Annotated in this window: 10 protein-coding genes and 1 pseudogene; 6 read left to right on the top strand and 5 right to left on the bottom strand. The window is 69.6% G+C overall.

Annotated features, from left to right (window positions below):
* Nucleotides 1-47: 47 nt before the first annotated feature.
* Complete coding sequence (locus NUG21_RS15190) at nucleotides 48-308, bottom strand: hypothetical protein (RefSeq protein ID WP_242156421.1); 261 nt, start codon at nucleotides 306-308, stop codon at nucleotides 48-50.
* Between the two features lie 142 nt (nucleotides 309-450).
* The gene (locus NUG21_RS15185) at nucleotides 451-663 is read right to left on the bottom strand and encodes a GNAT family N-acetyltransferase (protein ID WP_263391305.1); all 213 of its coding nucleotides are present in this window, start codon (nucleotides 661-663) and stop codon (nucleotides 451-453) included.
* Nucleotides 664-1133: 470 nt separating this feature from the next.
* On the opposite strand from NUG21_RS15185, the gene NUG21_RS15180 reads away from it, so the two are divergent.
* Both NUG21_RS15180 and NUG21_RS15175 read left to right on the top strand, forming a co-directional pair.
* On the top strand, nucleotides 1134-1775 hold the full coding sequence (locus NUG21_RS15180; RefSeq protein WP_263391304.1) for an HD domain-containing protein: 642 nt from the start codon (nucleotides 1134-1136) through the stop codon (nucleotides 1773-1775).
* Between the two features lie 131 nt (nucleotides 1776-1906).
* Nucleotides 1907-4423, top strand: coding sequence for an excinuclease ABC subunit UvrA (locus NUG21_RS15175; RefSeq protein ID WP_263391303.1), 2517 nt, complete (start codon nucleotides 1907-1909; stop codon nucleotides 4421-4423).
* A 134-nt stretch (nucleotides 4424-4557) separates the two neighbouring features.
* Here the strand turns inward: NUG21_RS15175 and NUG21_RS15170 are convergent, their stop codons facing one another.
* Nucleotides 4558-5436, bottom strand: a complete 879-nt coding sequence (locus NUG21_RS15170; RefSeq protein ID WP_263393099.1) for an SDR family oxidoreductase — start codon at nucleotides 5434-5436, stop codon at nucleotides 4558-4560.
* Nucleotides 5437-5991: 555 nt separating this feature from the next.
* On the opposite strand from NUG21_RS15170, the gene NUG21_RS15165 reads away from it, so the two are divergent.
* The 3 genes and pseudogenes from NUG21_RS15165 to NUG21_RS15155 all read left to right on the top strand — a co-directional run.
* A complete protein-coding gene (locus NUG21_RS15165; RefSeq protein WP_263391302.1) occupies nucleotides 5992-7362 on the top strand; it encodes a DUF763 domain-containing protein in 1371 nt (456 codons plus the stop codon).
* Between the two features lie 339 nt (nucleotides 7363-7701).
* A complete protein-coding gene (locus NUG21_RS15160) occupies nucleotides 7702-8274 on the top strand; it encodes a phosphatase PAP2 family protein (RefSeq protein WP_263391301.1) in 573 nt (190 codons plus the stop codon).
* A 124-nt stretch (nucleotides 8275-8398) separates the two neighbouring features.
* Nucleotides 8399-8914, top strand: a pseudogene (locus tag NUG21_RS15155) (DUF6496 domain-containing protein); the annotation flags it as partial.
* Nucleotides 8915-9250: 336 nt separating this feature from the next.
* Here the strand turns inward: NUG21_RS15155 and NUG21_RS15150 are convergent.
* Nucleotides 9251-9601 (bottom strand): nucleotide pyrophosphohydrolase, encoded by a 351-nt coding sequence (locus NUG21_RS15150; RefSeq protein ID WP_263391300.1) that lies wholly within the window; start codon nucleotides 9599-9601, stop codon nucleotides 9251-9253.
* 178 nt (nucleotides 9602-9779) lie between these two features.
* On the opposite strand from NUG21_RS15150, the gene NUG21_RS15145 reads away from it, so the two are divergent.
* Complete coding sequence (locus tag NUG21_RS15145; RefSeq protein WP_019796056.1) at nucleotides 9780-10943, top strand: zinc-dependent alcohol dehydrogenase; 1164 nt, start codon at nucleotides 9780-9782, stop codon at nucleotides 10941-10943.
* Between the two features lie 608 nt (nucleotides 10944-11551).
* Here NUG21_RS15145 and NUG21_RS15140 read toward each other — a convergent pair.
* A complete protein-coding gene (locus NUG21_RS15140) occupies nucleotides 11552-13666 on the bottom strand; it encodes a catalase (protein WP_263391299.1) in 2115 nt (704 codons plus the stop codon).
* Between the last annotated feature and the right edge of the window lie 188 nt (nucleotides 13667-13854).

Raw genomic sequence — 13854 nt, 5'->3', positions numbered from 1 at the left:
TTCCTGCTCGGCGCATCATGCCGGATGCGCCAGGTGCTGTTGCGCGGTCAGCGCCGCGCGCGCCGCCAGGCGATCAGGGCCACGGCCGCCAGGGCGGCGACGGTGCCGACCGCGGCCACCTGCGCCGCGCGCTTGGCGCGTTGTTCGCGCAGGCGCAGCGCGGCGTCGCCTGCGTCGTCGGCGGACAGCGGCGAGCGGTACACGCTGTGCGCGGCGGCGCGGCCGGAGATGGCGGCACGGCGCGCGGGCGGGGTCGGGGCGCTGTCGGTGGCGGTATCGTCCACGGCGTGGGCGGTGTCGGTGATCATGGTGGGTTGCATCCTCGGCGCTGCGTTCATGCGTGTGTGGATTTAGCGGTAGGTTAGGGAAGGCCGCTCCATCTTTCCAAGCGCCACGTTAACGCGGCGCGGGGGAAAAGTAATGTGCAGGCGCGGCGACGCGGGCACCCGCTCAGCCGACCGGGCGCACCATCAGCAGCACGCGGCTGCCGTAGGAATCGGCTTCCTGCACGGGCTGCCAGCCGTGGCGGGCATACAGGCCGCCGTCCAGGTGCTCGGTCTGCAGATACAGCGCGCCCAGGCCCAGGGTCGCGGCGTCGGCCAGGGCATGGGCGAGCAGGCGGCCGGCAATGCCACGTCCGCGATAGGCCGCGTCCACGTACACGCCGCCCAGCCAATACGGGTACTGGGGAAGGCGTCCATTTCCCGGTATTTCAGTTGCGCCACGGCGATCGCGTGGGCGCCGTCGAACGCCACCAGCCGCCGCGGCAGGCCGTGCGCATCCGGCGCGCGTTGCAGTTGGCGCAGTTCGTCGTCCAGCGAGAAGCCTGCCTCCTGGCCCCATGCCGCGTGGTACCAGGCGGCGATCTGCGGCAGTTCCGGTGCTTGCTGGTCGAGCTGACGGACGTCCATGTGCGGGCGTTGCGATGATATGGAAGCAGGCAAGTGTAAGCGGGAAGGAGCTTCGGCCAGGGCAGGGCGATGCGGCGGCCTGCGTCGGTGCGCGCTGTCGGCCGATCACGCAGGCGATGCCCGCACGCGCGGTTTGAACGGCGGCCATGGCCACGCGCGTCTCCACGCGCTCACGGCGGCCAGTTTGGCGATAATGCCGGCCTGTTCCGTCAGGATCGCCGCATGACCGCTCTCACCGAACGTTACGCGCGTGCCGTCGACTATGCGCGCATCGCCCACGCCGGCCAGTTCCGCAAGGGCGGCACGGTGCCGTATCTGAGTCATGTGCTGGGCGTGTCGACGCTGGTGCTGGAGGCCGGCGGCGACGAGGACCAGGCGATCGCGGCGCTGCTGCACGACGTGGTGGAGGATTGCGGCGCCGGGCACGAAGCGGTGATCCGCGCGCAGTTCGGCGAGGCGGTGGCGGACATGGTGATGGCCTGTACCGACGCCACGGCCGAACGCAAGGCGGTGCCCGCGGACGTGCCCGCCAAACGCCGCGACTGGCGCATCCGCAAGCAGGCGTATCTGGCGCATCTGGCAGAGGCGCCGGACGCTGTGTTGCTGGTGTCGGCCTGCGACAAGCTCTACAACGCGCGCAGCATCGTCGCCGACCTCGAAGATCCCGAGGTCGGCACGGCGGTGTTCGAGCGCTTCACCGCCGGCCGCGACGGTACGCTGTGGTACTACCAGGCGCTGCATGCGATCTATGCCGAACGCGGTGTGGCGGTGCTGCGCGCTTTCTCCAGCGCGGTGGCGCGGATGCAGGCGCTGGCCGCGCACGCCGAAGATACCGACACGCTGACGGTGCCCGCGTTGAGCTGAGACTTGCGTCACCGGCGACGGTGCGTCTTCGCCGACGGCCGACCGAGCGCGCTGTAGCGCGATGGCCGCGACGCGCCGATGTCGGCCGACCGGCTAAGCTTGCGCGCTCCTTCGCGTTGCCGGTCCAGCCCATGTCCACGCCTCCCGCTTCCGCCGCTTCCGGTTTCGTGCGCGTCCGCGGTGCGCGCGAGCACAACCTCAAGGACGTGGACGTGGAACTGCCGCGCGACGCGCTGGTGGTGTTCACCGGCGTGTCCGGTTCGGGCAAGTCGTCGCTGGCGTTCGGCACGCTGTTCGCCGAGGCGCAGCGGCGTTATCTGGATTCGATCTCGCCCTATGCGCGGCGGCTGATCGACCAGGCCGGCGTGGCCGACGTCGACGCCATCGATGGCCTGCCGCCAGCGGTGGCGCTGCAGCAGCATCGCGGCGCGCCCAGCACGCGCTCGTCGGTGGGCAGCGTCACCACCATCTCCAACTCGCTGCGCATGCTGTATTCGCGTGCCGGCACGTATCCGCCGGGGCAGGGCATCATCCACGCCGACGGTTTCTCGCCGAACACGCCGGCCGGCGCCTGCCCCACCTGCCACGGGCTGGGGCGCATCTACGACGCCACCGAGGCGTCGATGGTGCCGGACCGTTCGCTGAGCATCCGCGAGCGTGCGGTCGCGGCGTGGCCGCCGGCCTGGCACGGGCAGAACCTGCGCGACATCCTCACCACGCTCGGCCACGACGTCGACGTGCCGTGGGCGAAGCTGCCGAAGAAGACCCGCGACTGGATCCTGTACACCGACGCGCAACCGACCGTGCCGGTGTATCCCGGCTTCACCCTGGCCGAGACCCAGCGTGCGCTCAAGCGCAAGCAGGAACCGGCGTACATGGGCACCTTCAGCAGCGCGCGCCGTTACGTGCTGCATACCTTCGCCACCACGCAGAGTGCGCTGATCAAGAAGCGCGTGGCGCAGTACCTCATCAGCACCGCGTGCCCCGGTTGCGACGGCAAGCGGCTGCGCCGCGAGGCGCTGTCGGTGACCTTTGCCGGGCTGGACATCGGCGAGCTGTCGCAGCGCCCGCTCGGCGAGGTGGCTGCCGTGTTGCGGCCCGCGGCCGAGGGCCGCCTGCAGGGCCGCGCGCGCCATCCGGAGCAGGCGCTGGCCGCGCAGCGCATCGCCCAGGACCTGCTGGCGCGGATCCAGGTGGTGGAGGCGCTGGGCCTGGGCTATCTGACGCTGGAGCGCAGCACGCCGACGCTGTCGCCCGGCGAACTGCAGCGGCTGCGCCTGGCCACGCAGATCCGCTCGCAATTGTTCGGCGTGGTCTACGTGATGGACGAGCCGTCGGCGGGCCTGCATCCGGCCGACACGCAGGCGCTGCTGGGCGCGCTGGACCAGCTCAAGGGCGCGGGCAATTCGCTGTTCGTGGTCGAGCACGAGATCGACGTGATCCGCCATGCTGACTGGATCATCGATGTCGGCCCCGGTGCCGGCGAGCATGGCGGGCAGGTGCTGTACAGCGGTCCGCCGGCGGGACTGGCGCAGGTGCAGGCCTCGTCCACGCGCCGCTACCTGTTCGCCGAACCGCAAGCTGCCGCCCATGCGCCGCGCACGCCCGAGGCCTGGCTGCAGTTGCGCGAGGTCAGCCGCAACAACGTGGTCGCGCTCGACGTGGACATTCCGCTGGGCGTGTTCACCACTGTCACCGGCGTGTCCGGCTCGGGCAAGTCCTCGCTGGTCAGCCAGGCGCTGGTGGAGTTGCTGGGCACGCAACTGGGGCAGGCGCCGGCCGAGGCGGAAGAGGAACTGGATCCGCTGGAGCGCGGTGCGCGCGTCGCCACCGACGGCTACATCGCCGACGGCCTGCAGCACGTGCGGCGGCTGGTGCAGGTGGACCAGGCGCCGATCGGGCGCACGCCGCGCTCCAACCTGGCGACCTACACCGGCCTGTTCGATCACGTGCGCAAGCGCTTCGCGGCCACGCCCGCGGCGCGCAAGCGCAAATACGACGCCGGGCGTTTTTCCTTCAACGTGGCCAAGGGCCGTTGCGAAACGTGCGAAGGCGAGGGCGCGGTGAGCGTGGAACTGCTGTTCATGCCCAGCGTGTATGCGCCGTGCCCGACCTGCCAGGGCGCGCGCTACAACGCCAAGACGCTGGAGATCGAACTGCACGGCCGCAACATCGCGCAGGTACTGCGGATGACTGTAGCGGAGGCCTTGGATTTCTTCGCCGACGATGTGCCGATCGCGCGTCCGCTGCAGGTATTGGTGGAGGTGGGTCTGGGCTATCTGCGGCTGGGCCAGCCGGCCACCGAACTGTCCGGCGGCGAGGCGCAGCGCATCAAGTTGGCCACCGAACTGCAGCGTGCGCAGCGCCGCGGCACCGTGTACGTGCTGGACGAACCTACCACCGGCCTGCATCCGGCCGACGTGGACACGCTGCTGCGGCAGTTGCATGGGCTGGTGGAGGCGGGCAACACGGTGGTGGCGGTGGAGCACGACATGCGCGTCGCCGCGGTTAGCGACTGGATCATCGACATGGGGCCGGGTGCGGGCGGCGCGGGTGGCAAGGTGGTGGCGGCCGGTGTGCCGCAGGTGGTGGCAAGGGAGGCGGACAGCCGCACGGCGCCGTTTCTGGCGGCGGAATTGGTGGGGTGATCGGCTGTGGCATCGAACGCGCGTCGCTGGTGTAACCACGTAGGAGCGGCTTCAGCCGCGACAGGCGTTCCCTGGAATGCCTGTCGCGGCTGAAGCCGCTCCTACGACGGCATGGCATGACGCCCTACGGCGTGTCAGCCCACGTTGCCACGGCCGCCGACGCTGCTGAACACGCTGCCGGTGGTGAAGCTGGATTCCTGCGAGGCCAGCAGCACGTAGATCGGTGCGATCTCCGCCGGCTGGCCGGGGCGGCCGGTGGGACCGTCGGCGCCGAAGGTCTTGAGCTTGTCCATGAATTGCCCGCCGCTGGGCTGCAGCGGCGTCCAGTACGGCCCTGGCGCCACCGCGTTGACGCGGATGCCCTTGGGCGCGAGTTGCTTGGCCAGGCTCTTGGTGAAGCTGACGATGCCGCCCTTGGTGGTGGCGTAGTCGAGTAGCGATTCCGGCGGGTCGTCGGCGACGATCGAGGTGGTGTTGATGATCGCCGCGCCCGACGGCAGATGCGGCAGCGCCGCGCGGGTGATCCAGAACAGCGCGTAGAGGTTGGTCTTGAGGGTGTCGTCCAACTGCTGATCGTCGATGTCCAGCAGCGATTTCTGCGCGGTCTGGCGCGCGGCATTGTTGACCAGGATGTCCAGGCCGCCGAGCTGCTGCACCGCCTGTACGACCAGTTGCTTGCAGAACGCGGCATCGCGCAGGTCGCCGGGAATGGCCACGGCCTTGCGCCCGGCCGCGCGGATCAGCGCGACCACCTCGCGTGCGTCCGACTCCTCCTGCGGCAGGTAGTTGATCGCCACGTCCGCGCCTTCGCGGGCAAAGGCGATCGCTGCGGCGCGGCCGATGCCCGAGTCGCCGCCGGTGATCAGCGCCTTGCGCCCGCTCAGGCGGCCGGAGCCGACGTAGCTGCGCTCGCCGTGATCGGGCACCGGCACCATCTTCGAGGCCAGCCCGGGCCATTCCTGTTTCGGCGTGTCGAACGGCGGCCGCGGATACTGCGTGCGCGGGTTCTGCATCGGCGGGCGGGCGGCGCCACCGCCGCTGGCGGCTGCGGGTTGCGCGCTTGCGCCCGCGGACATCGCCAGCGCGCCGCCAGCGGCCAGGCCGCTGCCGAGGGCACCGAGCGCACGACGGCGTCCGGCGGAGTGGTCGGGATCGTGATCGTGCATGGCGCGTCTCCTGCTGGGGGAAGGCGCGGCGACGCGCATCGCGGGCGCCGCCAGCGTGGTGTCGTCTACACGTGTGATGCGAAAAATCTGGCGCACGCGATGCGCGACCCGGCGGCAGACGACGGTTCCCATCTGAGCGCCGCGCGCGGCAGTACCGCGTGAGCGCGCGGTGCCGCCGACGTGAAGCGTGCGCGGTTGCGCCATGTCTTTGTGCCTGTAGGTGCGGCTCAGCGTGGCCTTGGGTCAGCAGCCGCGACCGCCGTAGCGATCGGGTGGAATGCAGCCGATTCGACACGCGTCGTGCATCGGCCCGCACTGAACCGCTCAGCATTCGCTAGCTAGCGGCTCGCGCGCTGAGACCGGCACTGGCTACCCTGGTGCACCGTCATTCCCGGAGCCCCCATGAGCCGACGTTCCGGCAGCGCCGATCTGCCCCTGCACGGTGGCCGCGTGCCGCACTGGCTGGGCGCGCGCATGACCAGGCTCGGCGCGGTGATGTGCCAGGCCATCGTGCACAGCTATGGCCGCGACGAATTGCTGCGGCGGCTGGCGCATCCGTTCTGGTTCCAGTCGCTGGGCGCGGTGATGGGCATGGACTGGCATTCCTCCGGCATCACCACCAGCGTGCTGGGCGCGCTCAAGCGCGGCCTGGCGCCGCTGTCCGGCGAGCTGGGCATCCACGTGTGCGGCGGCCGCGGACGGCATTCGCGGGCCACGCCGGACGAGCTGCAGGCGGTGGGCGAGCGCACCGGCCTGGACGGCGCGGACCTGGCGCGGGTCAGCCGCCTGGTGGCCAAGGTCGACAGCGCCGCGGTGCAGGACGGCTTCGACCTGTACCTGCACGGCTTCATCGTCAGCGACGACGGGCGCTGGGTGGTGGTGCAGCAAGGCATGCATGGCGCGCGCAAGCAGGCGCGCCGCTACCACTGGCTGTCGGAAGGCCTGAGCAGTTTCGTCGACGCGCCGCATGCGGCCATCGACGGTCCGCGCCAGGGCCGTATCGTCAATCTTGCCGATCATCGCGCCGCCGCCGCGCGCGCGGCACAGGTGGACCTGTTGCAGACGCTGGCGCCGGAGCGCATCGCCTGCGAATACGCTGCGCTGGAGGCCGCGCAGGCGCCGGCGCTGGCCGCCGCCGCAGCAGCGCCGGCCCGCACGGAGCCGGCCGCCGATGCGCTGTTCGCCGCCACCGGCGACCTGTTCGCGCCGGCGGCGGTCCCGGTTCCCGAGCGCCGCCCGGCCGACCTGCCGCATCTGTCGCTGCCCGATCACCACGATGTGCGCGGCAGCGACGTCGTGGTACGGCGATTGCACGGCGCGCTGGCCGCCGCCGCCGACTGCGGCCCGCGCGATTTCCAGGATCTGCTGCAGGTGCCGGGCGTCGGCGCGCGCACCGTACGCGCGCTGGCGCTGGTGGCCGAGGTGCTGCATGGCACGCCATGCCGCTTCAGCGATCCGGCGCGCTTCTCGCTGGCCCACGGCGGCAAGGACCGGCATCCGTTCCCGGTGCCGACGCGGGTCTACGACCACACCATCGGCGTGCTCAAGACCGCGGTCGCGCAGGCCAAGCTAGGCCGCGAGGAGAAGCTGGAGGCGATCCGCCGCCTGGACGCGCAGGCGCGCCTGCTCGAGCCGACCGCGCGCGGTCCGTCGGTGGAGGACTACATCGCCGAAGAGCGCGCGCAATCGCATGCCTATGGCGGGCGCAGCGTGTTCGGCTGGGAGCCGGCACCGCGCGAGGTCGCGGAGCGGCGCGCCGCACGCGCGAACTGAGGAACGGATGCGGCCCAGTGCTTGCGCCGCACGCGAACAGATGCAGGGTGTCGTGCAGAAGCGGCGTCGGGGCGCCTTTGATGGCTTCGGGGGCCCGTGCTGTAGGAGCGGCTGCAGCCGCTCCTACGAGGGGCTGGCTGTGGTTCGGGAAGCCCCGGTACGCGCAGGGCAATGCGGCGGATGGATCAAGGGCCGGGCTTGTCGTGGCCGCGCTCGCGCCTTCGTCGCGCGCTGCGTACCACGATCCTCCCGTTCGAGCGATCGCCCGTATCATGGCGGCCACGGCGCACCGCGTCGGCGCCCCAAACGACGCGTACGCCGAAGGACGTTTTTCCCAGCATGTGGTCTGCCATCAGCAACTTCGGCGACGCGGCGATGACCTTGCCGCTGGCGCTGGTCTGCGCCGTTTGGCTGGCGCAGGGCAGTGGCGGGTGGCGCGCCGCCGGCACCTGGCTGGGCCTGGTGGCGACCGCCGCGGCCCTGGTTGGCGCGACCAAGATTCTTTACGCCGGCTGCGGCGTGGAGTTGCGCGCGTTGCAGTTCCGGGTGATCAGCGGACACACCATGCTTGCCGCGTGCGTGTGGCCGATGGCCTGCATGCTGTGCCTGCGCGCCCGCCCGCGGCCGCGGCTGGCGGTGGCCTGCGGGTTCGCCATCGCCAGCGTGATCGCCATTGCTCGCGTCTACGCGCGTGCGCACAGCCTGTCCGAGGTCGCGGTCGGCGTGGTCGTCGGCGCCGCGACCACGGCCTGCTATCTGCAGTGGCACGGGGCGCCGCAGCTGCCTGCTCGCCTGCGGGTGTACGCCATCTTGTCGGTGGGCCTGGTCGCTGTGCTGATGTACGGGCGCCACGCGCCGATCCAGCACGCCATCCAGACCTATTCGCCGGCGCTGTGCGGCCGCGACGGCTGATCGCGCCATCGTCTGCCTGCGGGCGCATGCACGCGCGCTTCGCCTGTCGTATGCCTGCTCTTGACCTGAGCGTTGCTACACCCGAAGCGGATGGCCGTCGTGGCCGCTATCAGGAGACGTATCGATGCCGGAGCAATCCACCACCACCCGTGCGCGCCGCGCCAAGCGCGAAGGCAAGGCTGGCACGACCCAGGCCGGCGAATTCGTGCGTGAGGAGATCGACCGCGTGCGCGAGGGCAAGACCCAGGTGAAGTCGACCAAGCAGGCGATCGCCATCGGCCTGTCCAAGGCGCGCCGCGCCGGGGTCAAGACCGGTGCATCGAAGACCGCGTCGAAGTCCACCAAGAAGAAGATCGCGCAGGAAGAAGCCAAGGGCGGCAAGCAGGGCAAGCCGTCGCCCACGCGCTCGCGCGGCGCCAAGAAGGCGCTCAAGACCGCCAGCAAGGGCACGACGGCGCGCAAGACCGTGGGCAGCGAGGCGCTGTCGACGCAGACCAAGCGCGCGGCGAAGAAGCGCAGCGCCAGCAGCCGCTCGACGGCGGCGAAGAAGGCCGCGCAGACCAAGGGGGCGACGGTGCGCAAGGCCGCGGCCAAGAAGGCGGCGCAGACCCGCGCCAAAAAGTCCGGTACGCGCACGTCCTCCGCGAAAAAGAGCACGGCCAAGTCCACGTCGGCGAGGAAGGCGACGGCCAGAAAGGCTGCGAGCAAGGCGTCTTCGGCAAAGAGGACGGCGACGAAAAAGACGGCCTCGAAGAAGACTGCGTCGAAGAAGACGGCCTCGAAAAAGTCGACCGCCAGGAAGACACCGGCGAAGAAGAGCGCCTCCAGCAAGCGCACGACCAGCAAGCGCGCGGCCAGCAAGACGTCGTCCACACGCAAGCGCAGTTCGCGCACGAGCGCCTAGCCGCTCATGATGCGCGGCGGCGCACGCCGCCGCCGCGCATTGCACTTCCGCCCTGTAAGTCGCCTGGCGTGCTTACAGCTCGGTGTACTTGGTGATGCGGCCCTTGGCCAGCTCCACCGGATACTTGGTAGCGTTGGCCAGCATCTTGCGCTGCGCGGCGTCGATCGGATCGATGTCCAGCTTGTCGCACAGCTGCACCAGATACAGCAGCACGTCGGCGATCTCGCTGCCGACCTGCTGCTTTTTTTCTGTAGACAGTTGCCGGCTCTGCGCATCGTCCAGCCATTGGAAATGTTCCAGCAGTTCCGCCGCTTCCACCGAGAGCGCCGCGGCGAGATTGCGCGGACTGTGGAACTGACCCCAGTCGCGGGCATCGGCGAAGACGCGTTGGGCGGTCTGCAGGTCGTGGAGGCTGTCGGGCATGGCATCGGCTCGCCGTGGGGACGTCGCATGGTAATGCAGCGGCAGCGCGTGCACGCAGGGCACTGCCTGCAAGGCATGCACCGCGGTCGCGACATCGGACTCACGGCATGGTCACCGACGATGCACGGCGCCGGCAGCGACACTGCGCACACGTGTTCGCAGACGAAAGGAACCACCCATGCAAGCTCTGACCTATCACGGCACCCGGGACGTGCGCGTGGAAACCGTTCCCGACCCCGTGCTGGTGGAGACCGACGACATCATTTTGCGCGTCACCGCCACCGCGATCTGCGGCTCGGACCTGCACCTGTACCGCGGCAAGATCCCCGACCTGCACACCGGCGACGTGCTCGGGCACGAATTCATGGGCGTGGTGGAGGAGGTCGGCCCGGACGTGCAGCGGGTGAAGAAGGGCGACCGCGTGGTGATCCCGTTCGTGATCGCCTGCGGCGAGTGCTTCCATTGCCGCCTGACCGAGTACGCCGCCTGCGAGACCACCAACACCGGCAAGGGCGCGGCGCTGAACCAGAAGGGCATCCGCCCACCGGCGGCGCTGTTCGGCTACAGCCATCTGTACGGCGGCGTGGCCGGCGGCCAGGCCGAATACGTGCGCGTGCCCAAGGCCAACGTCGGCCCGCTGGTGGTGCCGGACGTGCTGCACGACGAGCAGGTGCTGTTCCTGTCCGACATCCTGCCCACCGGCTACCAGGCCGCGCTCAATGCCGGCGTACGCCAGGGCAGCACCGTGGCGATCTTCGGCGCGGGTCCGGTCGGCCTGATGACCGCGGCGTGCTGCCGCATGCTCGGCGCCGAGCGTATCTTCATGGTCGACCGCTATCCGTATCGGCTGGACTTCGCCCAACGCACCTATGGCGTGATCCCGCTGAACTTCGAAGAAGTGGACGATCCGGCCGACATCATCGTCGGCCAGACCGACGGCCGCGGCGTGGATGCCAGCATCGACGCGGTGGGCTTCGAAGCCAAGGGCAGCACCGTGGAGACGGTGATGGCCACGTTGAAGCTGGAAGGCAGCAGCGGCACTGCGCTGCGCCAGTGCATCGCTGCGACCCGCCGCGGCGGCACCGTCAGCGTGCCCGGCGTGTATGCCGGTTTCATCCACGGCTTCCTGTTCGGCGATGCCTTCGACAAGGGGCTGAGCTTCAAGATGGGCCAGACCCACGTGCAGCGCTTCATGCCGGAACTGCTGGAGCACATCGGCGAAGGCCGGCTGCGCCCGAACGAGATCATCACCCACCGCCTGAGCCTGGCCGAGGCGGCGCAGGGCTATTCGATCTTCGACAAGAAGGAGCAGGACTGCCGCAAGGTGATCCTGACCCCGTAAGACGGCGGCATGGGTGTCCCCCTGGCCGGCACCCGGCGCCCTGCCGGGGCCGCCATCGGGCTGGAAGTTCGCTGCGCTGCACCATCTTCAGGTTCTGGCTGCGACTGCGGAGGGTCTCTCGCTGGACGCCGTCCGTGGTAGGCGCGGGAGCGCCAACCGTTCGTCGCGAACAGGTGAAGATTTCACGGTCCCTTCACCTCTCCTCGCTGTAGACGCGGCGCTCCCAGGTTCGGGATAAGTTTTTGCCGCACGCCTCGCTCGGCGGCCACCCTGGAGTGGCTTGCGCGCTTCTTGTCAAGTCCGTGACAGGCTTTATGACGACGGATCAACGACTTAGTTGTTATGTCCAGGTGAGGGTGGCAGTGAGCCGTTGTCCACAGGGGGTGTGGATGACTTCTGCATAAGGTTGTGGATAAGGCGGATGCCGGCCCGTGACACAACAGTGTCAAGAGGGGTGGCGAAAAATTGACCAGGTGATGTTCGGGCGGTCGTCAGGCAGGCCCCAGGGTCGGTCTCGGACGCCTCGTCGGGCGGCGGCGGACGGTGGCGGAAATGCGGGTCTTGCCATGGCGCCACCGTGCGGCGCCATGGCGGGAACTACGCATTGATCAGGCCAGCAGGCGCAGCTTCGGCTCGCGGCTCCATTGCCGGGTCTTGGCGGCGGCGACGAAGCCCTTGCTGTCGCTGGCCTCGATCACGCCGGCATCCTTCTGCACGTTGCCGGCCTTCAGCAGCGGCTGCGCGCCGGCGTCGGCGGCGATGGCCTTGAGGTGGGCGAAGGCGTTGCTGACGAAGTCGATGGCTGCCGATTCCTTGCTCAGCCGCTTGCCGGCCTCGGCCGAGAGCACCACTGCCACCGCGTCGAACACGAACGAGGGCGTGCCGGCCAACTGGCCGTCGGCGATCAGGCGCTTGCCGTCGCTGAGCACGGCACCGCCCAGCTTGGGTGCCACGATCTTGACCGCGGCACCGGCGTCGCTGGCCGCCTTGCGCAGCTCGCGCACGGTCTTGGCGTCCGAGCCCTCGTCGATCAGGATGCCGATCGCGCGGCCCTGTAGGGTGGGTTTCATCCGGCCGATCAATTGCAGCGCCGGCGATAGCGGCAGGTCCTGCGGGGCGACCGCGGCCGGCGGCGCCGGTGGCAATCCGTCCATGCCCAGGCCGTCGGCGACGCGCTGCGCCAGCTTGGGATCGATGTGGCGCAGGTGCCCGACCACGGCCTCGCGCACGTGCGCGGTGTCGACCTTGGACAGTTCGAACACCAGCGCAGAGGCCACGTGCGCCTGTTCCGGCGGGGTCTGGCTGCGGTAGAACAGCCGTGCCTGGCTGTAGTGGTCGGCGAAGCTCTCGGCACGCACGCGGCCCTTGGCGCCGTCGTCGGGCTGGGTGCGATGGCTGACGAAGCCGCGCGCGGTCTCGCGCGGGCTGTCGGCCTGCAGCGAGCTGGGTTCGTAGGCGACGCGGCCCTTGGGCACGCCCATCTGCATGTGCCCATCGCGCTGCATGTTCGCGAACGGACACTTCGGCGCGTTGATCGGCAACTGGTGGAAATTGGGCCCGCCCAGGCGGCTGAGCTGGGTGTCCAGGTAGGAGAACAGGCGGCCCTGCAGCAGCGGGTCGTTGGAAAAGTCGATGCCGGGCACGATGTTGGCCGGGCAGTACGCCACCTGCTCGGTCTCGGCGAAGAAGTTGTCCGGCCAGCGGTCCAGCACCATGCGCCCGACGATCTGCAGCGGCACCAGTTCCTCCGGGATCAGCTTGGTGGCGTCCAGGTGGTCGAACGGGAAGCTGTCGGCCTGTTCCTGGGTGAACAGTTGCACGCCCAGTTCCCATTCCGGGAAGTCGCCGCGCTGAATCGCCTCGAACAGGTCGCGGCGGTGGAAGTCCGGATCGGCGCCGGCCAGCTTCACCGCCTCGTCCCAGATCGTGGATTGCAGGCCGAGCTTCGGCCGCCAGTGGAACTTGACGAAGGTGCTGCGGCCTTCGGCGTCGAGCAGGCGGAAGCTGTGGATGCCGAAGCCTTCCATCATGCGCAACGAGCGCGGGATGGTGCGGTCGCTCATCGCCCACATGATCATGTGCAACGACTCGGGCATCAGCGAGACGAAGTCCCAGAACGTGTCGTGCGCGCTGGCTGCCTGCGGGAAGCCGCGGTCCGGCTCCATCTTCACCGCGTGGATCAGGTCGGGGAACTTCAGCGCGTCCTGGATGAAGAACACCGGGATGTTGTTGCCCACCAGGTCCCAGTTGCCTTCCTTGGTGTAGAACTTGACCGCGAAGCCGCGCACGTCGCGCGGCGTGTCCACCGATCCGGCGCCGCCGGCCACGGTGGAGAAGCGGGTGAACACCGGGGTCTTCACCCCGACTTCGGTGAGCAGCGAGGCGGTGATGTACTTGGCCAGCGAGGCGGTCAGCTCGAAGTAGCCGTGCGCGGCGCTGCCGCGCGCGTGCACGATGCGCTCGGGAATGCGCTCGTGGTCGAAGTGGGTGATCTTTTCGCGCAGGATGAAATCTTCCAGCAGGGTCGGCCCGCGCGGGGTGGCGCGCAGCGAATTCTGGTTGTCGGCGACCGGAATGCCCTGGTTGGTGGTCAGCGGCGGATGCGTGCCGCCGGCTTGCTGATGCAACTCATCGCCATGGCCGCGCTGATCGGCAGGCGCAGCGGTGGAAACGAGGGCGGTGGACGATGCGGGATCGCTGGGCGTGCGCTTGCGGCTGGCCATGGAAGGTCGCTCCGGTGCGTGGCGGAAGAAGGCGTCGCGGTGGTGTGCCCGATACGTGAAGGCGCGGGCGTGGCGGAAGTCCCGATCCTGGGCGGCGCGGCGTGAACGAGCCGTACAACGCGCCGTATGACGGCGCACTTGTCTACCGCGGTGCGCGATGCGCACGCATAAAAAAACCCAGCCTCGCG

This window comes from Xanthomonas sp. CFBP 8445, from assembly GCF_025666235.1.
In the GTDB taxonomy this organism is placed as follows: Bacteria; Pseudomonadota; Gammaproteobacteria; order Xanthomonadales; family Xanthomonadaceae; genus Xanthomonas_A; species Xanthomonas_A indica.
Note: the sequence above shows the minus strand (reverse complement) of the source record. Positions and strands in the feature narration are given on the sequence as shown.

Bases quoted from the DNA above. Each gene is read 5' to 3' on its own strand.
- NUG21_RS15190 (WP_242156421.1), bottom strand. From the start codon at position 308: ATGATCACCGACACCGCCCACGCCGTGGACGATACCGCCACCGACAGC.
- NUG21_RS15180 (WP_263391304.1), top strand. From the start codon at position 1,134: ATGACCGCTCTCACCGAACGTTACGCGCGTGCCGTCGACTATGCGCGC.
- NUG21_RS15175 (WP_263391303.1), top strand. From the start codon at position 1,907: ATGTCCACGCCTCCCGCTTCCGCCGCTTCCGGTTTCGTGCGCGTCCGC.
- NUG21_RS15170 (WP_263393099.1), bottom strand. From the start codon at position 5,436: ATGCAGAACCCGCGCACGCAGTATCCGCGGCCGCCGTTCGACACGCCG.
- NUG21_RS15165 (WP_263391302.1), top strand. From the start codon at position 5,992: ATGAGCCGACGTTCCGGCAGCGCCGATCTGCCCCTGCACGGTGGCCGC.
- NUG21_RS15160 (WP_263391301.1), top strand. From the start codon at position 7,702: ATGTGGTCTGCCATCAGCAACTTCGGCGACGCGGCGATGACCTTGCCG.
- NUG21_RS15150 (WP_263391300.1), bottom strand. From the start codon at position 9,601: ATGCCCGACAGCCTCCACGACCTGCAGACCGCCCAACGCGTCTTCGCC.
- NUG21_RS15145 (WP_019796056.1), top strand. From the start codon at position 9,780: ATGCAAGCTCTGACCTATCACGGCACCCGGGACGTGCGCGTGGAAACC.
- NUG21_RS15140 (WP_263391299.1), bottom strand. From the start codon at position 13,666: ATGGCCAGCCGCAAGCGCACGCCCAGCGATCCCGCATCGTCCACCGCC.